Annotated in this window: 20 protein-coding genes; 13 read left to right on the forward strand and 7 right to left on the reverse strand. The window is 43.9% G+C overall.

Going from position 1 to position 20,180, the window contains the following annotated elements:
• Positions 1 to 70: 70 nt before the first annotated feature.
• The 6 genes from ISG33_RS08920 to cyaY form a co-directional block, all read right to left on the reverse strand.
• Positions 71 to 1,237, reverse strand: a complete 1,167-nt coding sequence (locus ISG33_RS08920; RefSeq protein ID WP_195733258.1) for a heme biosynthesis HemY N-terminal domain-containing protein — start codon at positions 1,235 to 1,237, stop codon at positions 71 to 73.
• Positions 1,234 to 2,676, reverse strand: a complete 1,443-nt coding sequence (locus ISG33_RS08925; protein ID WP_195733259.1) for a uroporphyrinogen-III C-methyltransferase — start codon at positions 2,674 to 2,676, stop codon at positions 1,234 to 1,236. Before ISG33_RS08925 ends, ISG33_RS08920 begins: the two co-directional genes overlap by 4 nt.
• Positions 2,669 to 3,451 (reverse strand): uroporphyrinogen-III synthase, encoded by a 783-nt coding sequence (locus ISG33_RS08930; RefSeq protein ID WP_195733260.1) that lies wholly within the window; start codon positions 3,449 to 3,451, stop codon positions 2,669 to 2,671. The genes ISG33_RS08925 and ISG33_RS08930 overlap by 8 nt, the downstream gene beginning before the upstream one ends.
• A gap of 53 nt (positions 3,452 to 3,504) precedes the next feature.
• Positions 3,505 to 4,440 carry a hydroxymethylbilane synthase gene (gene hemC, locus ISG33_RS08935; RefSeq protein WP_195733261.1) on the reverse strand — a complete coding sequence of 312 codons (936 nt, stop codon included), beginning with the start codon at positions 4,438 to 4,440 and terminating at the stop codon, positions 3,505 to 3,507.
• A 76-nt stretch (positions 4,441 to 4,516) separates the two neighbouring features.
• On the reverse strand, positions 4,517 to 5,188 hold the full coding sequence (locus ISG33_RS08940; protein ID WP_195733262.1) for an alpha/beta hydrolase: 672 nt from the start codon (positions 5,186 to 5,188) through the stop codon (positions 4,517 to 4,519).
• 3 nt (positions 5,189 to 5,191) lie between these two features.
• Positions 5,192 to 5,515, reverse strand: coding sequence for an iron donor protein CyaY (cyaY, locus tag ISG33_RS08945; RefSeq protein WP_195733263.1), 324 nt, complete (start codon positions 5,513 to 5,515; stop codon positions 5,192 to 5,194).
• Positions 5,516 to 5,628: 113 nt separating this feature from the next.
• Between cyaY and gmk the strand changes: the two genes are divergently transcribed.
• From gmk to ISG33_RS08985, 8 genes are all read left to right on the forward strand, one after another.
• A complete protein-coding gene (gene gmk, locus ISG33_RS08950; RefSeq protein ID WP_195733264.1) occupies positions 5,629 to 6,327 on the forward strand; it encodes a guanylate kinase in 699 nt (232 codons plus the stop codon).
• Between the two features lie 82 nt (positions 6,328 to 6,409).
• Positions 6,410 to 6,682, forward strand: a complete 273-nt coding sequence (rpoZ, locus tag ISG33_RS08955; protein WP_195733265.1) for a DNA-directed RNA polymerase subunit omega — start codon at positions 6,410 to 6,412, stop codon at positions 6,680 to 6,682.
• A 158-nt stretch (positions 6,683 to 6,840) separates the two neighbouring features.
• The gene (gene spoT / locus ISG33_RS08960) at positions 6,841 to 8,952 is read left to right on the forward strand and encodes a bifunctional GTP diphosphokinase/guanosine-3',5'-bis pyrophosphate 3'-pyrophosphohydrolase (RefSeq protein ID WP_195733266.1); all 2,112 of its coding nucleotides are present in this window, start codon (positions 6,841 to 6,843) and stop codon (positions 8,950 to 8,952) included.
• Between the two features lie 30 nt (positions 8,953 to 8,982).
• Positions 8,983 to 9,369, forward strand: coding sequence for a RidA family protein (locus tag ISG33_RS08965; RefSeq protein ID WP_195733267.1), 387 nt, complete (start codon positions 8,983 to 8,985; stop codon positions 9,367 to 9,369).
• Between the two features lie 96 nt (positions 9,370 to 9,465).
• Positions 9,466 to 10,146 (forward strand): tRNA (guanosine(18)-2'-O)-methyltransferase TrmH, encoded by a 681-nt coding sequence (gene trmH / locus ISG33_RS08970; RefSeq protein ID WP_195733753.1) that lies wholly within the window; start codon positions 9,466 to 9,468, stop codon positions 10,144 to 10,146.
• A 129-nt stretch (positions 10,147 to 10,275) separates the two neighbouring features.
• A complete protein-coding gene (locus ISG33_RS08975; protein ID WP_195733268.1) occupies positions 10,276 to 10,917 on the forward strand; it encodes a peroxiredoxin-like family protein in 642 nt (213 codons plus the stop codon).
• A gap of 471 nt (positions 10,918 to 11,388) precedes the next feature.
• Positions 11,389 to 12,246, forward strand: coding sequence for a delta-class carbonic anhydrase (locus tag ISG33_RS08980; RefSeq protein WP_195733269.1), 858 nt, complete (start codon positions 11,389 to 11,391; stop codon positions 12,244 to 12,246).
• 396 nt (positions 12,247 to 12,642) lie between these two features.
• Positions 12,643 to 13,500, forward strand: a complete 858-nt coding sequence (locus tag ISG33_RS08985; protein ID WP_195733270.1) for an alpha/beta hydrolase family protein — start codon at positions 12,643 to 12,645, stop codon at positions 13,498 to 13,500.
• Positions 13,501 to 13,559: 59 nt separating this feature from the next.
• Here ISG33_RS08985 and ISG33_RS08990 read toward each other — a convergent pair whose 3' ends face one another.
• Positions 13,560 to 14,720, reverse strand: a complete 1,161-nt coding sequence (locus tag ISG33_RS08990; RefSeq protein WP_195733271.1) for a tetratricopeptide repeat protein — start codon at positions 14,718 to 14,720, stop codon at positions 13,560 to 13,562.
• A 210-nt stretch (positions 14,721 to 14,930) separates the two neighbouring features.
• Here ISG33_RS08990 and recG point away from each other — a divergent pair, with 210 nt between their 5' ends.
• From recG to ISG33_RS09015, 5 genes are all read left to right on the forward strand, one after another.
• Positions 14,931 to 17,006, forward strand: a complete 2,076-nt coding sequence (recG, locus tag ISG33_RS08995) for an ATP-dependent DNA helicase RecG (RefSeq protein WP_195733272.1) — start codon at positions 14,931 to 14,933, stop codon at positions 17,004 to 17,006.
• A complete protein-coding gene (locus ISG33_RS09000) occupies positions 16,993 to 17,913 on the forward strand; it encodes a class I SAM-dependent methyltransferase (protein WP_229333512.1) in 921 nt (306 codons plus the stop codon). Before recG ends, ISG33_RS09000 begins: the two co-directional genes overlap by 14 nt.
• A gap of 73 nt (positions 17,914 to 17,986) precedes the next feature.
• Positions 17,987 to 18,460 carry a peroxiredoxin gene (locus ISG33_RS09005; RefSeq protein WP_195733273.1) on the forward strand — a complete coding sequence of 158 codons (474 nt, stop codon included), beginning with the start codon at positions 17,987 to 17,989 and terminating at the stop codon, positions 18,458 to 18,460.
• Between the two features lie 42 nt (positions 18,461 to 18,502).
• Positions 18,503 to 18,964, forward strand: coding sequence for a methyltransferase family protein (locus ISG33_RS09010; protein ID WP_195733274.1), 462 nt, complete (start codon positions 18,503 to 18,505; stop codon positions 18,962 to 18,964).
• Positions 18,964 to 20,175, forward strand: a complete 1,212-nt coding sequence (locus ISG33_RS09015; protein WP_195733275.1) for a BaiN/RdsA family NAD(P)/FAD-dependent oxidoreductase — start codon at positions 18,964 to 18,966, stop codon at positions 20,173 to 20,175. The genes ISG33_RS09010 and ISG33_RS09015 overlap by 1 nt, the downstream gene beginning before the upstream one ends.
• Positions 20,176 to 20,180: the final 5 nt, after the last annotated feature.

The following is a 20,180-nucleotide window of genomic DNA, read 5'->3' on the forward strand; positions in this document are numbered from 1 at the left end:
AAGCAAACGTGTCAGTTAGGTTTCTTAAAGGGTAGGGAGCTAGATTTTCTTCAGCTATATTCAAATAAGATTAGCTGGTCAGCAAACTTCGATAAATATTATTAGCGCGCTCAAATGCGTTTTGTTTCTCTAGCAGAATTGCTAATAATCTACCGTCTTCCGGATCGCTTGCTAATTCTAGTGCTTTGCGAACGGCCTTTTCTGCAAGTTCATGGTCACCGCTGTTGTATGCCATGTGGGCCAATACCGAATAAAGTTTAGCGTTTTCTGCATCCGCTTTTATCCAGCTTTCAATTAAACGCATAGCTTGATGCGGTGATGGGTGGTTAAGTTGTTTAAATAATGCATAAAACGCAGGGTTACGAGATTTCTTCGCAAGCTCTACTAAAACAGGCTCGGCATCCTTCGATAAACCTTGATTAATGAGTTGCTGTATATAAACAATTTGATTCGCAACGTCTTTCTTTGCTGCGCGAGGCAAATCTTGCCATTTTTGCATAAGGGCATTTGCCCCTTCTTTACTGGCAATTTCGGAAAACTCGCCTTGAACAGCTTGTTGTGCCCAATTTACGTAGTCGTCGCCAAGTATCTTTTTGCTTACGCTTAACTTAGCTTTTACCTCTTCCCAATCACCCAAGGCTGCATGCACCGATAACCATAAGCGAACAATCACGCCCTGCTTTCTTGCTTTTTCGTCAATGCTCTCGAGCATTGCTTTGGCAGCAGTGAATTGATGTTGTTGCATGAGCCACGCAGCATGCTGTGCTTTTGCCGAGACTTCAGACTCTGGAAAGGTTTCGGCGATGCTAAGCAGGTTTTCAACCTTTTTACCTTGATTGACTTTTCTGTCGATGTCGGCAGCAAGAATGTAGTTAGAGCCGCCAAACTCGCCAGGAAAGGTCTTTCCTATCGCAATTTGTGCGGCGTCGTAGTCGCCGATTGCACATGCATTGATTGCTTGAAAATAGGCCTTTTGTTGTTTTTTTCGCGATAAACCGCCGAACCAATCGCGTGATCCTGTGATCATTCTGAAAAAGCGCTTGATACCCCACCAAACAATCATAATTACGATAGAGGAAAATAATAATACTATCGCGGCACTTACCACCGACATTTGAATACGCAAATCACCCATGGCAATAAAAATGCGCCCTTTCTCACCAATGGCGTGGTGGCCGAAGAGTATCGCCGCGAGCAAAAAACAGATGAGGATAATGTAGAGAATCAGCTTCTTCATAACACATCATCCTCAGTGTTATTTTGTGAGCTATTTGATTCTTGGCTATTTATTGCGTCGTCGAGCAAGTCGTTACCGAAAACTCCTTTTACTCTCTCGTCGATAATATCGCTCAACGCTTTGCTTGAACTCAATTCACGAGGGTAGTCTTTAGTAACAGTGGTTGAACTAAGTTGTTGTAATGCCTCCAAATACTGCTTCACTTTGGTATCGTCTAGTTGGAAATGCTCCACAACAATTGCCATAGCTTGCTGAATTGAGGCTTGATAAAGGATTTCACGTTCATTTAATGCAGCGCTTTGTGCTTGAGCTAACGCTAATTTCAGTTGCTCTGTGATCAACCAGCGTTGCTTGGTTGAAAGATAGGGCAAAATTGGCTCGTTACTTGTTTCCACCTGTATGAAATCGTCGACGATGGCATCCCACGTCTTTGATAGATTCTCTTGCCAGTCGCTAAGGTCGTCACTTAAGCGATTGGCTGCTTCATTTTCTTCAAACTCGGGAATTTCCAGTGCTTTAAGAGATAATTGGTCGACTTGCACCAACATACCATTTATCGCTAGGGCAACCGAGTTGCTTGATACTGGGTTCACCTGATGCAGGCTTTGAATATCCGCAGCAATGAGCTTGCGTACAGGGAACAATGATGGGTCAGCCAGATCGGCTAGTCGAGCATCGGCTGCTTGTAACATTAACATTGCAGTGCTGACATCTTTTTCCAAATATAGCTTTCGACCAGCCATGCGCACTAAATAGTCAGCTTCAGCCAATAACCAATCAGCGGGGCGCCTTCCTGATAACTCAGATACCTTGCGCTTCAAAATGTCAGTTTCTTGGCTGACATTTTCTGTTTGGCCTTTCAAATTTGTTAATTCGGCACTTAATTGACCTTGCTGTGAGGCGATTGCATTGGCAATGTCATTTTTGAGGGTGGCGTTCGCGTTATTCAGTTCACGCGAGAGCTTTTCCAGCTCTGCGTTTGCATTGCTGACTTCGGTTTTTAAGGTGATCAGATTATCACTCTCACTCCCGGTATTTTGCTGCCATTGATAGTAGACCCAAGCGGCACCCGCACACAGAGCAATTATAAGTAACAAGTTAAGTAGGACAAAAAACCAAAGCGCAGTGGTTTTAGTTTTCTTTTCATCGTGCTCTTCGTTATGTGTGTTATTCATGTTGGTGGTGTGTTCACTGTGTAATGTTTGGGTGTCTGAGTTTGTGTGAGGGCTATCACTACTGTCATTTATCACATCCGCGTTAGCATTATCGTCGATTGGTGCCGTACTGTTAGCTGTGTAAGCAGATTCAAAGACGGGCTCATCTGATTGATGGGAAATGGTAACTGCCGTGCTTTCACTTGCATCTTCGTCAACGCCGGCTGGTGGCTTCGTTGCTTCTTCCGGTTCGTTGCTCTTATTCTTCGACTTCTTGTTAGACATTTTCCAATCCTTCCACTTGCTTTGCAGCTGCTATTAACTGAGTGTCGGTAGCGCTATTGCTAAGCGTGACGAGTTTCGCCCCAAGGGCATTTAGGTGTAACTCAATGCGTTGACTTACTACTATCCATCGACAACTATTTAACCACTGAGCTTCAAAATGAAGATAAGCCGCGTCGACAATTTCAACGCTTGTAGCAATAATACATTGAATCTGGTCTTGCGCAAAATCTGCCGCAGATATGGCTGTGCTCGCACTATCAAGAAATAACGGGGCTTTCACTCCAATACGGCGGTAAATATTGGCGGTATAAAGTTCAATATCGCTGGCTCGCAAAGCCGCTTCAATTAAGCCTCTACCCCCTTCGCCTTTCACTAGCATTGCACGTTTAGGCTTATGAGCTAGACTGGCAATAGCGGTAATAACGCCTTCTGAATTTGCCGGTTTCGCGAGTATGCAGCTTCCAGTACTAAAGTTCTGCTGATTGATTTTGGCCATATCGGCTTGTAAGGCTGAGAGGGTGCTTGGGCCGACAGCGATAATATCACTATTTGCAAACATGACTCTCTTAACTTTGTTACTTAGCGCGATAATTTGCGCTGCTGCGAAAGTGCTAGTCACTAGCACGAGCGCTTTCATTTCGCTGTTTTGGCTTAAGTCGGAGTAATTGAAAAATGTACTTATCCCAGCATCAAGTCGACCTTCTATCTTTTCTATATCAATAAGCCCGCAGCCTTCTGCTAAAAGGCCAGCATCACGGAATTTTCTGAGTGACAAAGCTAACTTTGGTATGGGGCGAAGGATCAGAAACATCGCGTTAAACTCACTTTTTATTCTGCACTGAGTGCTTCAAGAATATGCTTAGCCCCTTGCGCTAGTAGTTGTTCTGCTACTTCTTCACCGATTGTTACAGCATCAGCTACAGGGCCTTTTGCGGAGGCTTTTAACATCGTTTTACCATCAACGGTTCCGACCAAGCCGCGTAGATAGAGTTGTTGATCGTCAAGCACAGCAAAGCTGCCGATAGGCACTTGGCAGCCACCTTCTAGCTTTGCGTTCATTGCACGTTCGGCCATTACCCTCGACGCTGTTTCTTGGTGATTAAGTGCTTGGAGCAGGCTGATAAGTTCGGCATCGTCATTACGACATTCAATGCCAACCGCACCTTGTCCAACAGCGGGTAGGCTGGCATCAACAGTAATTTCTTGTGCTATGCGGTCTTTCATGCCAAGACGAATAAGCCCTGCAGAGGCAAGAATAATTGCGTCGTATTGCCCTTCATCGAGCTTGGCCAGGCGAGTGTTCACATTGCCACGCAGGTCTTTGATAACAAGGTCGGGTCGGTAAGCACGTATTTGGCACTGACGACGCAGGCTCGACGTTCCTACAATGGCACCATCGGGCAACTCGTCTAGCTGGGCGTATTGGTTTGATACAAAGGCATCATAAGGGTTTTCACGCTCACAAATGGCATGCAAACCAAAACCCTCAGGAAAAGCGACGGGCACATCTTTCATTGAGTGAACGGCAATATCAGCGTCACCATTTTGCATCGCTATTTCAAGCTCTTTAATGAACAAGCCCTTGCCACCAATTTTAGCCAATGGTGTGTCGAGAATACGGTCGCCTTGAGTCGACATCGGCAACAGCTCAACCTTGATGTGAGGGTGATGCTCAAGCAGTTTTGCTTGCACATATTTTGCCTGCCAAAGTGCTAGCTGACTCTTACGAGTTGCGATTCGGATGGTGCGAAGGGTTTGCTTCATTACTTAAATACCTAATTCATACTGAGTGTGAGTGTTCACTTTTATGTTCGTAAATGCAAAAGTAGCGACTGTTGCCTTAGCCTAGGTGCTCTTTTATAAACGCTGAAATATCGTTGATTTCTGGCAAGCAAACATTATGTTGCATCACATACTCTTTCCACACTACTTTATAATCGTTTTGTAGCATGGTTTGATATGCAGAATTACCCAAAAACAAGGGCACGACTTCGTCTTGCTGGCCATGCGCGAACATAACGGGAGTATTTTGGTTTTCGGTCGATTTTTCTTTATGAAGACTTTGCGCATTGCACATATAGGTACTCAGAGCCACGATGCCAGCTAAGGGCTGAGTAAAGCGTGTTCCTAAGTGCAGAGCAATAACGCCACCTTGAGAGAAGCCAACGAGCATTATTTTGTTTGATGGAATACCAGCTGCTATTTCAGCCTTTATGAGCGCTTCTACTTGGCTAGATGATTCGAGTACACCCTCTAAGTCGGCGCGAGATTCCATATCCATCGACTTAATATCGTACCAAGCGCGCATTTCCATGCCGTTGTTTATCGTAACCGGGCGAATTGGTGCATGCGGGAATACAAATTTCACCCCTAAACTATCGTCTAGTTTAAGCTCTGGCGCTATTGGTGCAAAGCCGTTGCCAGAATCACCAAGACCATGCAACCATATAATGGTGGCTTTGTGCTCTCCTTTGGCTTCAACGACAACACTATCAAGTAAGGTATCGGTCATGACTTATCCTTGTAAATTAAAAGTGAGCTCTTTTTCTGCTTGTTTGCTTACCGCAGCATCAAAGAAGCTAAAGAACTCGGCGCCGGTGCGCTCATCGATCCATTTGCCTTCTTCATAGTTGAAGTGATGCCCGTTAAACTTAGTCGCAACCCATAACTGCTGTAACGGTGGCTGCTTATTTAATATGATTTTTGTTTGATTTGGCATCGTCATGGTTAAGATACCGCCAGCGCCTTCGTAATCAATGTCTACTTCACACTCATCTAAAGCTTCTTCTATTGCAATAAATAAGTCATCTATCATTTGGTGATAATCTGCATCTTTCATAGTATGGTTTCCATTTAACGCACTTTATATGAGCTTATGTTAACATTGAGCTTTGCAACAAGGCTAACAAAGTCTTGTGAGTATTTGAGATAAATTAAAAGAATAATGCCTTTATGACATCCTTAACAAACACGCCTTCATCAAGCGTTCATGCAAATACAACTGCACAAGGCCAAAGCGCTTATGCACTGGGTAACCTGTTCATTGTTGCTGCCCCCTCTGGTGCGGGAAAATCAACGCTTATCAAGTCAATACTCGCCAAATCAACGGCAGATCAACCCATGCAACTTTCCGTTTCGCATACCACACGTAAACCAAGGCCCGGCGAGGTTAATGGCGTGGATTATCATTTTGTCGATCATGCTCAATTTGAAAGCATGATCGCTGCCGATGCGTTTTATGAATATGCTGAAGTGTTCGGGAATTACTATGGTACCTCCAAAGAGGCCATTAGCGACAAGCTGGGTCAAGGGGTTGATATCTTTCTTGATATAGACTGGCAGGGTGCACGCCAAATTAAAAAGCAGAATGCCTCAGTTGTTGGCATATTCATTGTGCCGCCTTCAATTGAGTCACTTCGTGAGCGACTTACCGGTCGGGGTCAAGATTCTGAAGAAGTGATTGCCGGCAGAATGGCTGAAGCAAAATCAGAAATGTCGCACTATGATGAGTTTGATTTTGTTGTCGTAAATGACGACCTAGAGAAAGCCAAAGATAACTTTGAATGTATAGTGAAAAGTTGTCGCAACCGCCTAGCGGTGCAAAAAATTCGACATAATGCACTTTTTGAGCAATTATTAAGCGAGAAGTAAGTGCTTTCACTATGCAATGAGCATAAATTGCAGTATACTTCGCGACCTTTTTGAAACCCATTAAGATTTTTCGGAGCAATAAATGGCACGTGTAACAGTTGAAGACGCCGTAGACCAAATTGGCAACAGATTCGATTTAGTATTGGTTGCTGCGCGTCGCGCAAGACAAATTGCTACAGAAGGTAAAGACCCACTAGTAGAAATGGGTAACGATAAACCAACTGTTGTTGCACTTCGTGAAATTGAACAAGGCTTGGTCACTGCTGAAACAGTTGAGCAATCTGACCTTCACGATCAACGAGAGCAAGAAGCTGCCGAGTTCGCCTCTGTCGCTAGCATTCTTTCTGAAAGCTAAGATTGAAGCGCTAAATTGGTGGTTTATTAAGCCAGTTTACAGCTTAGAATAAATTAATATCAAAACGCCGATGTAAATCGGCGTTTTTGCGTTTGCAAAGCAAGAAAATAACCGTATTCTAGCACTATGATTACCAGTGACTACGACCTCAGATATCCGTGTATCTTTTTGAAGGCTTAAAAGCCAAAGTAAGTAAATACTTACCCGTTGAGCAAGTTGAGTATATTCAAGCTGCTTATGTACTTGCGCGCGACGCTCATGATGGGCAAACGCGAAGTAGTGGCGATCCTTACATTACTCACCCAGTTGCTGTGGCGGGTATCTTGGCCGATATGCATCTTGATCACGAAACGCTAATGGCAGCGTTGCTTCACGACGTAATCGAAGATACACATTATAGTAAAGATGATTTGAGTTTAGCCTTCGGCGAGACCGTGGCTGAACTTGTTGAAGGTGTCAGTAAGCTCGATAAGTTACAATTCAGCAGTAAGCAGGAAGCTCAGGCCGAAAACTTTCGTAAAATGCTGATGGCGATGGTGCAGGATATACGCGTAATACTTATCAAGCTGGCTGATCGCACGCACAACATGCGAACATTGGGCTCTCTGCGCCCCGACAAACGCAGACGCATCGCCCTGGAAACTATCGAGATCTATTCTCCGATGGCTCACCGCTTGGGTATTCACGATATTAAAAATGAGCTAGAAGATTTAGGCTTCCAAGCGATGTACCCTATGCGGCACAGAGCCCTTCGTTCTGCAGTGAATCAGGCACGCGGCAATCGAAAGAAAATTATCGAAAAAACACAAAGTGAGTTAGAGCAACGTCTCAAGTCTTATAACATTGACGCTAAAGTTATTGGGCGCGAAAAGCATCTTTACTCAATTTATCGCAAGATGAAGAACAAAGAACTGTCGTTTACTGAAGTCATGGATATATACGGTTTTCGAATTATCGTAGATTCAGTTGATAATTGTTATCGCGTATTGGGGGCGATGCACGGCCTTTATAAGCCCATCGAAAATCGCTTCAAAGATTACATTGCTATTCCTCGTACGAATGGTTACCAATCCTTGCATACCTCGCTGAAAGGGCTGCATGGTATTCCGGTTGAAGTGCAAATACGTACCGAAGAAATGGACCACATGGCCGACAAAGGTGTCGCGGCACATTGGCTATACAAAGAGACAAATGATAAAGGAACCACTGCTCAATTGCGCGCAAACCAGTGGATGCAATCATTGGTTGAACTTCAGCAACGTTCTAGTACATCGGTTGAATTTATTGAAAGCGTTAAGTCAGATTTATTCCCGGAAGAAATTTACGTATTCACACCAAAGGGCACTATTGTTGAGCTGCCGATGGGGTCAACAGCCGTCGATTTTGCTTATGCTGTGCATTCTGATGTGGGCAATACCTGTGTAGGAGCACGAGTAGAGCGTCGTAATTATTCTTTAAGTAGACCCCTCGAGAATGGTCAAAGCGTCGAGATTATTACTTCCCCTCGTGCTAAACCGAATGCTAATTGGCTTAACTTTGTAGTGAGTGCTCGGGCACGTTCGAATATACGCCACTTTCTTAAGCAACAGCAGTCTGAAGATGCCATTAACATGGGTAATCGTCTTTTGCGCCACGCTCTTGGTACGACTAAGTTAGATGAAATAGAACAAGAAGAAATCGACAGAGTCGTAAAAGAAACAAAGCATGAAAGCTTCGACGACTTGTTAGCGAACATTGGTATGGGTAATGAATTAAGTGCTATTGTTGCACGTCGGCTTGTAGGCGAAAATGCCGAAATCACGCAGAAAAAGGCCAACGTTGCTATTCGTGGCACTGAAGGTTTATTAGTGCATTTCTCACGCTGTTGTCACCCAATTCCAGACGATGAAGTTGTTGCGATTTTGTCGCCAGGACGCGGTATCGTAATCCACCAAACAGGCTGCAACAACATACGCAAACTCAGCAAAGAAGAACCACAACGTGTATTACCGATGGAATGGGATGAAGATCCTCAAGGTGATTTTAAAGCCGCACTACGTTTAGAGTTGTTTAATCATCAAGGCACTTTGGCCGCGTTAACAAGTACCATTGCCGGCAGTGAGTCCAGTATAGTGAATTTGCAAACTGAAGAGCGTGAAAACAACATTTATGTGATAGACATCGAGCTTACCACTAAAAACCGTATCCATTTAGCGAAGGTAATGCGAAAAATTAGAGCGATGCCCGAGTTACAGCGAGTGTCTCGCCACAGTCAATATAAACCACAATAAAGCGCTTCAGTGCTTGAAAAAGGAAAATAAATGTCAAAATCAATCATTCAAACTGATAATGCGCCGGCGGCGATTGGTACTTATAGCCAAGCTGTGAAAGCAGGCTCTACGGTGTATTTGTCGGGCCAAATTCCCTTGGTGCCAAGTACGATGCAAATGGTATCGGACGATTTTTCTGAGCAAGCTGTTCAAGTTTTTGAAAACCTTAAATCGGTTTGTGAAGCGGCTGGTGGCGATACCTCAAACTTGGTGAAAGTAAATATCTTTCTAACCGACCTCGGGCATTTCGCTAAAGTGAACGAGATCATGGCACAATATTTTAGCGAGCCTTATCCTGCTCGTGCAGCCATTGGTGTATCACAACTACCAAAAGACGCACAAATTGAAATTGATGGCGTGATGGTATTGCCTGAATAAGCCTGCTTTGCTATTTGGAAGCACAAAGCTTACTTACTCGTTGTAGCTTCAGACATTAGATATCTACTTGCAAGAGAACAATCCATGAATCAAAGCATGTCACCGGAGCGCTACAAGCGCATTCGTCAAATGCTAAAAACTCGCCAGCCAGACTTAAGCGTTTGTTTGGAAGAGGTAACCAAGCCACATAATGTATCTGCTGTTATTCGCACTTGTGACGCTGTAGGCGTACATAAAATTCACGCCGTGTGGGATGAATCTGAAAACTTACGCAAAGGCACCGCGATGGGTAGTCAAATTTGGGTAAAGACACAGCCGCACAATACTATTCAATCGGCGGTTGCTGAATTGAAAAAACAAAACATGCAAGTACTGGTAACTCATCTTGATGACACCGCTTGTGACTTTCGCGATATAGACTATACCAAACCAACGGCTGTCCTTTTGGGGCAAGAGAAAACAGGGGCTACCGACGAAGCGATTGCGCTTGCTGATCAATCGATCATAGTGCCGATGGTGGGTATGGTGCAATCGCTGAACGTCAGCGTCGCGGCGGCTGTAGTAATGTATGAAGCGCAGCGCCAGCGTGAGTTAGCTAGCATGTATGACAAAAGTAGCTTATCAGAACAAGAGTGCCAAGATATATTATTCGAAGGCGGTTTTCCGATATTGTTTCAGCAGTGCAAGCGCCGAGGATTAGCTTTCCCGCACATCAATGGCAACGGCGAAATTGAGGCCGATGATGCATGGTGGAAAGCGTTGCAATATTCAAGTTAAGTTTCCCTAGGCTGAAATTTATTTCCCAAAGTAATGGTCTAGTGCTGTGAATGAATTCACTTCACTAGTTTTTCGGTCTTGCTTACAGAAAGTGGCAAGCGAAAAGTTAAACACACTTAAGGAACAAACATGAAAAAATGGTTATTAATCGCGGCGCTGGCTATTAGCACATCGATGGTGAGCACGGCATTTGCACTAGACCGTACTGTTATCGCAGACAAAGCAGAAGATGTTACACCGATCCTCATTGGTAGTTCAGCGCCAAATGTAACGGTTAAAACAAGCGATGGCTCACCTGTAAGCCTAAAAGCCTTGTACATGCAGAAGCCGACCGTCGTTATTTTCTATCGAGGTGGTTGGTGCCCCTATTGTAGCCGTCAACTTGCTGAATTAAAGTCGATTGAACAAAATCTAGTTGATGAAGGTTACCAAGTGCTAGCGATTTCACCTGAGTCTCCGTCGCGCTTGCAAGAGCAAAAGTTAGAAACCGAATTCGCAGTGACCTTAATTTCTGATGATTCACTTGCAGCGATCCGCGGTTTTGGCGTTGGTTTCTACGTGCCTAATGACACGCGCAAGCTTTACAAAGATCGCATGAATGTAGAGCTAACCGCCGACACAAGTGAAAGAGCGGTTCTGCCTGCACCAGCCATCTTTATCTTAGACCAGCAAGGCAAAGTGCAGTTTAGCTATGTTAACCCTGATTATAGCGTTCGCCCATCTGCCGATTTGGTATTAAGCGCTGCAAAATTAGTTAAAAAAGAATCGTAAAATGAGTTGTTAGGCTCTTTTAATAAATTGGCATTGTCATCATGATTGGTGGCATTGTCTATTTATTGCTCAGTAGGGGCTGTAGCGCTAGATAGCTTGATTTTTTAATCATCGCTTTTTATATGCCTGTCTTTAAGATTTTACCTTCTAATTTTATTTTTGCTCTTTTGTGAAGGATAAAAAATCAATTAAAATCAATGCTATATGTGTTTTTTGTTCACTGCCAATCTCCTGCTAATTATATGGTTTTTTAGTTTTAACTGATCATTTGTGTCAATGCACAAATTATTTCGATCGATCTAAAAAGCATCTACGTAAAACTCTACTAATATTAGACGGCGACTTGCTCGTTTCGGGAAAACTAGCATCCGTAGTCGTAGCGTAATTCAGCGGTCAGCGCTTGAGTTAGTCATTAGCGCTGTCGCAAAGCAGTTAACACACGATTTTAGTATCTATAAAGAGGAAAACTTAATGAAAAAGATTGGCTTGGCTCGAAAGAGTCTTATTGCGGTAACCTTAGCTGGTGTTTTTGCTTTTGGCGCAGCAGCAAAAGATGTTGCTAACAGCGTTGTTGATGCTCAAAGAGCCGCGCTCGAGAAGAACACTGACGGCAAAGGCTTTGGCCCTCAATCTCCGCGCGACATCGATCAAAAATACGGTACTAATCTTCGTAAGTTTGGCTTTGCTCCAAATCGCAGCGAGATGAACCTTTGTAACATTCACTTCCATAAAAACGCTGAACATAAAGGCGGAAATTTCACGACTTACGCTGGAAATGGTGATGGTAAAGGTAAAAACACGGGTTTTGTATATGACGGCAAACTCAGTTCAGCGCAAATGAAAAAAGTGGGTAATAATGTATGTGCCGCAAAGGGCGATCCACTTCAGTCTGGCGATACTATTGAAGTTCACTGGGTATTCTCAGCAGCTCAAGTAAGCCCCGGCCCTACACTTGGCGCATGTTTAGCCGATAGCACAATGAACCCAGGTTTACGTGTAGAAGGTCAGGTATTTGTTTTGGCAAATGATAAAAACGCGCTTAATTTTGGCGAGTTGGCTGAGCTAGAGCGAGTGAACGGTTATCATCAGGCGCCAAATATCCCAAGTAACACAGGTGTGCCGGTTGAGTACTTAGGCTCTACCACTGGCCCTTCGTTCAACGAAGCAGGTTCGCCACTACAAGTTAGCTGGAGCATGCGCCCTGAAGTAGCAGTACTGGATATCAATTCTGTTGCCACATGGTGTGAAGACAATGTATTCAACGAAGATCATGCACATGGCGTTCGTAACTTAGTAACAAACCCTAAGTTGTTATCACCAATCAACTAAGTTAGCATTTAAACACATTGATGAGTCTATAACGAAGCTCGTTAAGACCGTAATAAGGCGATGATTATTCATCGCCTTTTTTTGTGTTTGCGGTATAAGCCCTATCTTCAATAGTGTGGTGATTTTCAAGAGGGTGAATATAAGAGAACTAGTATTAGTAAAACAAACCATGTAGTCTTTTCTCACAGTTTAGTGTTATCACTATTTATTAAAAGGATTTTAATCTGCTATGCAAAAGCCCATCATTTTTCTCATCGCCTTCGTTTCTTTTTTACACATGCTAACAACCAGCAAAGTGATTTCTTTCAAGCGGAAGCGGAAATCGAAAATCAATATACTTGTTTTAGCCGGCCTTTTGATAACTACGACTCATGGTTAGCAATGATGGAAAGCAAGATGAAAAAGCGAGCGAAAGACGAGAAGGAATTTAAACGTCGTTCATTCAACTTCAAACAGATGTTTCCTCGCGCGAAGTACGAGGATTACAAAGAACGTATCGACTGCATCATTTTTACCTATAAGGTGAATGGTGAGGAAGTGAAAGGCTATGCATTGCGTCCGAAAGGAAGCGCCAAACTGCCGATCATTTTCTACAATCGCGGCGGAAATGGAAATTTTGGTGCGGTTGTATTCGGTGCGAAAATGGCGCGCCTGATGCCATTAGCTGAGCAAGGATTCATTGTTGTAGGTAGTCAATATAGGGGCACAATGCAACAAGGTGGTTTATTTAAAGATGAGTTCGGCGGCGCGGATGTGGATGATGTGGTGTCGCTAGTACATAAATTAAAGTATTTAAAGAACGCTAATAATGATGCTATCGGTATGTATGGTTCTAGCCGGGGTGGTATGCAGACAATGTTGGCCTTGAAAGAGCTGCAATCTACGGTAAAAACTGCGGTACTTAGCGCGGGTAACTATGATTTACTTAATCAAATCAAGTTTCGTCCTGAAATGGAAATGGTCTATGAAAAGCGTATTCCAAACTACGCTACGCAAAAAGAAGCACAATTGAAAGCCCGCTCGGCGCTGTGTTGGTCTGAAGAAATCGACAGAACAATTCCTATTTTACTGCAGCATGGCACCTTGGATAAAAGAGTTAACGTACAAAATTCTATTGCCTTAGCAAAGAAGTTTGAGGAAACCCAAAGGCCACATCAGTTAAGCCTTTATGAAAATGATGACCACGGCCTTAGAAAGAATAAAGAAGCTGCAGATAAAGAGGTGATTGAGTGGTTCAAAGAGCGATTACGATAATGGCTTCAGTTGAACCAGCCCAGTCTTTTGAAGCAGTAACTTTTAGTGCATATTAGCGTCTAAAATTCACCAGCAGCAAGCACCTTCTTAAATTCGTCCGACGCCAAATAACTTTCGGCTGTGCCTGCATCTAACACATCTTGTGGCGTTAAGTTCTGATTGAAGCGAGTTTTTACTTCGCGAAATGACGTTGTCAGATTTTCAAAATCACCCTCTAAATCTTGAAGTGCAATCAGTGTCCAGTAGAGGTCTTCGAAGTTAGGCTCTTTAGCAATGCCTAATTTTGCTTGCTCGATTGCGGCCTTATTGTCGCCTAACAAATATAGCATGTTAGCTTTAAGGTTAATAAGTGCCGCGTCTTCCCCCCAAAATTCAATTGCTTTATCGACAGATTTTGCAGCACTTTCATTGTCTCCAACAGTTACGTGGTAATCAATAAGCATGAACGATGTTGACGGGTCGTCGCCGAAATAAGTATTCAGTTTACCCAAGGCATTCATATATGACTCGTCACTTACGTTTTGACCTATTAATACTTCCAATTCAACAATCGCTCTATGTGACTGAATACTTTCAGGAAGCGTCTGAATTAATTCCAGTACTTCTGGGAACTTCCCTTGGTTTCGCAGTGTAAGCATTTTTACAAACTTTGCGGTAGTTTCTTTGCTGTTCTCTTCTTTCCCAAGCAGGCGAGCAATAAAACGATTTTGCGTGGGTAGTAAGAGTTGGGTTGTACCCGCCACTGAATCCGACACAATGCCGCCTTTAGATGCGTAAAACAAATCAATAATTTTATTGGCATCGTTAAAAAAAAGAAGCATAAATTCATGGCCACCATCACTATGATCAAGCCTCACCATGGGGCGGTTACCGAAGAGTTCCGTTTTTACAGGGCCTCTGTATTTGAAAGTAGCCGATGCTTGCTGCGGTAAAATAAATGATGACTGTATAAAAGTGCGCGCAAATTCGGTCGTTCGATATTGCTGAGCCAATGCACGCTTAATGTTTGCTTCAGTGTCTATTTTCGATATTACTAATCCACCAAAATCAATTAAATCAAAGAAATTAGCAATATCATCAACATTTTGCTTGTTCAGAGCTTCCACGAAGGCAATGGCAGTTTTAGCTTGTTCTTCTGTCACTTCTGCACTTTTAAGACTCGCCTTTGCATCATCAGCTAAGCTTTTGAAGCTCAATAGACTGAGCGCTAACACTAGCATCGTGAACAGGCTCGTTACTGACAATTTATATGAGATTTTGGCGCGATTTTCGCAATTTACAAACATTCTTAACACTCGATAGTTAGGTTTCCTGAACGAATAGTACGTTTTGAGGAATATTTTCACAACCTGTATCCCTGAACGGCTAGCTAAAAATGTGATGTCTGGTAAAGTTCGTAGTATCAATAAAAAGAACAAGAATGAGATTGTATGAAGTCACTGGCCGATACGCCGGTTACTAGCCTCAAAGGCGTGGGTGCAAAAGTTGCTGAGAAGCTTAAAAAGCTTCGTTTGGTGACCCTACAAGATATTATTTTTCATCTGCCTGCCCGCTATGAAGATAGAACGCGTATTTATGCTATTGCCGACTTGCATGCATATCTTCACGTGTCCATTCAGGGCGAAATTATGGCTGCCGACATTCAGTACGGTCGTCGTAGAATGCTCTTAGTCAAAGTCAGTGACGGCACTGGAACAATAACCCTGCGCTTTTTCCATTTCTCGGCTGCGCAAACTAAGTCGCTCAGCATTGGCACTACGATTCGAGCTTTTGGTGAAATCAAAACGGGCAAAAGCAATCTTGAGATGATGCACCCTGAATACAAGCTAATTGATGAAGGGCAAGATAGTGCTTTAGAAGAATCATTGACTCCTGTTTACCCAACTACTGAGGGCGTGAAACAGCTAACCTTGCGGAATTTAACCGAGCAAGCCCTTAAGCAACTCGATAAGGGTGCATTATTGGAGTTGCTACCAGCCGGCTTGTATGAAAACCAAGTGTCACTGACCGATGCATTACATTTAGTACACCGCCCCCCGCCAAGTGTAATAATTGAAGATTTGGACGAAGGCCGACACCCTGCGCAAAAGCGCTTAGTGATAGAAGAGCTTTTGGCTCATCATTTGAGCATGCTAAAAGTACGCTCACAATCAAATGCCGACCCAGGTATTGCCATTCCAATTGATACTAAATTAAAGCAAGACTTTTTAGCAACCTTGCCATTCAGTCCCACTGGCGCGCAATCACGAGTTGTGGAAGAAATTGAAGCGGACATCCAAAAACCCTTACCCATGATGCGTTTAGTGCAAGGTGATGTGGGGTCGGGTAAAACACTAGTGGCCGCGTTGGGCGCTATGTCGACCATTAGTGCAGGTTATCAAGTAGCGCTCATGGCACCCACTGAATTGCTAGCTGAGCAACATGCTAATAATTTCAGTGCGTGGCTAACACCCTTAGGAATTCGTGTTGGTTGGCTTGCTGGTAAGCTCAAAGGCAAAGCGCGCGCAGAGACACTCGAGAACTTATCACAGGGAAATATTGATATTTTGGTGGGCACTCATGCTATTTTCCAAGAGCAAGTAGAATACAAAAACCTGGCATTGGTGATTGTTGATGAGCAGCATCGTTTTGGCGTGCATCAGCGCTTGGCGCTGCGAAAAAAAGGCGAGAAATTGGGAAAATTTCCACATCAACTTATTATGACGGCAACGCCTATACCGCGTACGCTCGCGATGACTGCCTATGCCGATCTTGATACCTCAATTATCGACGAATTACCGCCGGGCAGAACCCCTGTCACCACCGTAGTGCTGCCTGACTCTCGCCGTGCCGATGTGATTGAAAGAGTTCGCCAAGCTGCGATAGACAATAATCGTCAAATATACTGGGTGTGTACGCTTATTGACGAATCCGAAGTATTGCAATGTCAGGCTGCTGAAGATGCCGCCATTGCCCTTCGCACAGCACTTCCAGAGCTTAAAGTTGGTTTAGTTCACGGTCGCTTAAAGTCGGCTGAAAAACAGCAAATAATGGACGAATTTAAACAGGGTGATCTCGATTTACTTGTTGCCACCACCGTGATTGAGGTAGGCGTTGATGTACCCAACGCAAGTTTAATGATTATCGAAAATCCAGAGCGACTAGGGTTAGCGCAATTGCATCAATTAAGAGGCCGCGTGGGCCGAGGCTCCGTAGAGAGCCATTGTGTGCTGATGTATTCGGGCCCACTATCAAAAACGGCGAGCAAGCGTTTAGGCGTGTTGCGAGAGTCTAGTGACGGTTTTTATATCGCCGAAAAAGACTTGGAGATACGTGGGCCCGGTGAAATGCTAGGCACTAAACAAACCGGTATTGCTGATTTGAAAATTGCTGATTTAATACGTGATGCAGAGCTCATTCCAGATGTGAAGAATATGGCTGAATATGTTTGGGCACAGTATCCATCTCAGTCACAAGCCCTTATAAACCGATGGCTTGCGTATAAAGAAGAGTATGGAAATGCGTAAGGAAGATGGGCAAAACAGCCAAGAAAACCAAGGTAAAAAAGGTATAGGAATAGTCATTCTTGTAGAAGATACCGACCGAATTGAGCCAGAGCAAGCCGCAAAAGTGCTATCGGCTGAAACCGGTTTTCCTGTAGTCACGGCTGCCTATATACAGCGTACTACGGGAAGCGCTAAAAAGGCGAATACCAAGACCAAAGCTAAAGTGAAAGAAGCAGTCGCGCTTTGGCAACTCGTCTACGCTGCAGAAGGCTTAGTGTTGCGTTTGAGCAATGAACCTACTTGGGGCGACATACGCGTTGACTTCGCTTCTAGCGCATTGCTTTATCGCAAGCAGCATGGCGGTGGCCGCAACGAGGCGATTGCTAAAGCTATCGGAATAAAAGGCAAAGAAAGCTTGTCAGTGATTGATTGCACAGCAGGGATGGGTAGTGACAGCTTTGTCATGGCCTCAGTAGGGGCAAAGGTGACTATGTTAGAGCGAAGCCCTGTGATTAGCGCCTTGCTTGAAGACGCCTTAAAGCGCTTAACCGTAGCCAGTAGTAGTGATGAAAGTGGCTTTTTAGAAGAGCTTTCGGCTAATCTTGAATTGGTAAAAGCGAACGCGACTGACTACATCAATCAACAATCAATAAAACCCTTGGCCGATGTGATTTATCTCGACCCAATGTTTCCTCATAAAAAAAAGTCGGCCTTGGTAAAAAAAGAGATGCGAGCCTTTCAACAACTACTTGGCGCGGATACCGATAGTAGCGAATTACTTGAAGCGGCGTTGAACTATGCAGGCAAACGAGTCGTAGTAAAACGGCCTAGTTATGCTGAAGCAATTGCGCTGCCGAGTGGCAGAATGCCTACTACGGCAATAGAATCTAAAAAGCATCGATTTGATGTGTACATTCAACACTGCTAGGGTAGTGAAACGAACACAATGAAATGCAAGCTGCTCACTAAGAGTGGTGGCGTAAGCAAACAACGGAGATATTATGATTGAAGTAGGCGCAACCTTACCAGAAGCGGTATTTAGCGTATTAGAAAATGGCGAAATGAAAAACCCGAATACAGGCACTTTGTTTAATGGCAAAAAGGTGGTTTTGTTCGCTGTTCCGGGTGCGTTTACACCCACCTGTTCAGCCGCTCATTTGCCCGGTTACGTAGCATTAGCGGATAAGATAAAAGCCAAAGGGGTTGATGAAATCATTTGTATTTCAGTTAATGATGCTTTTGTGATGGATGCTTGGGGTAAATCGCAAAATGCGTCAGAAATGACTATGCTAGCAGACGGTAATGGTGCATTTACTAAATCGATTGGTCTCGATATGGACACTGATGCCTTTGGTGGTGTGCGTTCTATTCGCTACAGTATGATCGTTGATGATGGTGTAGTGCGCGCCTTGAATGTAGAAGAACCAGGTCAATTCGAAGTTAGCGACGCAGATACTATTCTGAAGCAGCTATAAACGCGTTATACTAAGGCATATCTATTCGTAAACGGTTAGTGTATGTCGTCACTTGAGCTCAAAATTCCACCCGTCGTAGTGTTTCTCATTGCGACGGTTTTTTTATATTTCACGCCTTCCATTGGCAATTATTCTGTGTTGCTGGGCGATAATACCAAAATTGTTTCGCATCTTATTTTTGCACTTGGAATAGTGATCGGCGCCTTGGGCGTAGTTACTTTTAAAAAAGCCAATACGACAGTGAATCCCGTTGAAATAGAAAGAGCCTCTTCTTTGGTTACCACCGGCGTATTTCAAATGACTCGAAACCCAATGTACCTTGCAATGGCCATCGCCATTTTCTCGATGAGTGTGCGTTTCGATAATGTTGCTGGTGCCTTTTGGGTGCTTCCTTTCTGTGTATTTATCACGCGTTTTCAAATTATGCCGGAAGAGCGAAACTTGCTTGCAATATTTGGTGATGACTTTATCCAATACAGTCAAAATGTGAGGCGTTGGCTATAATGCAGGAAGTTTCAGCGAATCAACAAGCCGACGTGATTGTTATTGGAGCAGGTGCAGCAGGCTTGTTTTGTGCAATAGAGGCGGGTAAGCGCGGGCGAAAAGTAGTGGTTATTGATCATGCCAAGCGCTTAGGTGGAAAAATACTAATGAGTGGTGGTGGGCGCTGTAATTTCACCAACATGTATGCCTCACATGAAAACTTCATTTGTGAAAATCCTCACTTTTGTAAATCAGCTTTGAGTCAATACACACAGTGGGATTTTATCGCATTAGTAAACGAACATGGCATTGCTTATCACGAAAAAACCTTAGGCCAATTATTCTGTGATCACAGTGCAAAAGACATCGTCGATATGCTACTCGCAGAGTGCAAAAAAGCCAATGTGGTCATTAAAAATAGAACGGAAGTGTCGACGGTGGCTGAAGTTACCGATACTGAAGGCTTTCGATATGCGGTAGAGACCAGTCAGGGAACTATGTTGTGTGAGTCTTTGGTAATCGCAACGGGTGGCTTAAGCATGCCAAAACTGGGTGCAACACCTTATGGTTATAAGGTAGCCGAGCAGTTTGGCCTACCAATCATTCCTACTAAGGCTGCGCTAGTACCTTTTACCTTGCACGAGCAAGATAAAGCGGTTATTGGTGAACTAAGCGGTATTTCAGTAGATGCGAATGCTCAGTGTAATAAGGTAAACTTTAACGAAAATATCCTCTTTACTCACCGCGGATTGAGCGGCCCAGCTGTCTTGCAAATCTCGAGTTACTGGGAGCCGGGGCAGGCAGTCGAGTTTAATCTTTTCCCGAATGGTGATTTGCTCAACGACCTGCAGCAACAGCAGCAAGACTCTCCCGATACTCAACTTTCAACCGCACTATCGAAACACTATCCAAAGCGTTTCGTAACTGCTGCACTACCCTACTTTGATGTGGCAAATAAACCGCTTAAACAATACACGCCAAAAGAACTAGCGAGTGCTGCCGAGGCATTTACTCAATGGCAGCTCAAACCAAATGGCACTGAGGGTTACAGAACCGCTGAAGTCACGCTAGGTGGGGTCAACACAGATTATATTTCATCAAAAACAATGGAAGTGAAACAGCAAAAAGGGCTATTTTTTATTGGTGAGGTACTTGATGTCACTGGCTGGCTTGGCGGATATAACTTTCAATGGGCATGGTCGAGTGGCTATGTTGCTGGGCAAGTTGTTTAATTTTG

The sequence above is a fragment of the Marinibium conchae genome, assembly GCF_015595035.1.
Lineage (GTDB): Bacteria > Pseudomonadota > Gammaproteobacteria > Enterobacterales > Alteromonadaceae > Glaciecola.

Bases quoted from the DNA above. Each gene is read 5' to 3' on its own strand.
- ISG33_RS09015 (WP_195733275.1), top strand. From the start codon at position 18,964: ATGCAGGAAGTTTCAGCGAATCAACAAGCCGACGTGATTGTTATTGGA.
- ISG33_RS08920 (WP_195733258.1), bottom strand. From the start codon at position 1,237: ATGAAGAAGCTGATTCTCTACATTATCCTCATCTGTTTTTTGCTCGCG.
- ISG33_RS08975 (WP_195733268.1), top strand. From the start codon at position 10,276: ATGAAAAAATGGTTATTAATCGCGGCGCTGGCTATTAGCACATCGATG.
- ISG33_RS08925 (WP_195733259.1), bottom strand. From the start codon at position 2,676: ATGTCTAACAAGAAGTCGAAGAATAAGAGCAACGAACCGGAAGAAGCA.
- ISG33_RS08990 (WP_195733271.1), bottom strand. From the start codon at position 14,720: ATGCTAGTGTTAGCGCTCAGTCTATTGAGCTTCAAAAGCTTAGCTGAT.
- ISG33_RS08980 (WP_195733269.1), top strand. From the start codon at position 11,389: ATGAAAAAGATTGGCTTGGCTCGAAAGAGTCTTATTGCGGTAACCTTA.
- ISG33_RS08965 (WP_195733267.1), top strand. From the start codon at position 8,983: ATGTCAAAATCAATCATTCAAACTGATAATGCGCCGGCGGCGATTGGT.
- rpoZ (WP_195733265.1), top strand. From the start codon at position 6,410: ATGGCACGTGTAACAGTTGAAGACGCCGTAGACCAAATTGGCAACAGA.
- trmH (WP_195733753.1), top strand. From the start codon at position 9,466: ATGTCACCGGAGCGCTACAAGCGCATTCGTCAAATGCTAAAAACTCGC.
- ISG33_RS09010 (WP_195733274.1), top strand. From the start codon at position 18,503: ATGTCGTCACTTGAGCTCAAAATTCCACCCGTCGTAGTGTTTCTCATT.
- ISG33_RS08985 (WP_195733270.1), top strand. From the start codon at position 12,643: ATGAAAAAGCGAGCGAAAGACGAGAAGGAATTTAAACGTCGTTCATTC.
- cyaY (WP_195733263.1), bottom strand. From the start codon at position 5,515: ATGAAAGATGCAGATTATCACCAAATGATAGATGACTTATTTATTGCA.
- hemC (WP_195733261.1), bottom strand. From the start codon at position 4,440: ATGAAGCAAACCCTTCGCACCATCCGAATCGCAACTCGTAAGAGTCAG.
- ISG33_RS08940 (WP_195733262.1), bottom strand. From the start codon at position 5,188: ATGACCGATACCTTACTTGATAGTGTTGTCGTTGAAGCCAAAGGAGAG.
- gmk (WP_195733264.1), top strand. From the start codon at position 5,629: ATGACATCCTTAACAAACACGCCTTCATCAAGCGTTCATGCAAATACA.
- ISG33_RS09000 (WP_229333512.1), top strand. From the start codon at position 16,993: ATGGAAATGCGTAAGGAAGATGGGCAAAACAGCCAAGAAAACCAAGGT.
- ISG33_RS09005 (WP_195733273.1), top strand. From the start codon at position 17,987: ATGATTGAAGTAGGCGCAACCTTACCAGAAGCGGTATTTAGCGTATTA.
- recG (WP_195733272.1), top strand. From the start codon at position 14,931: ATGAAGTCACTGGCCGATACGCCGGTTACTAGCCTCAAAGGCGTGGGT.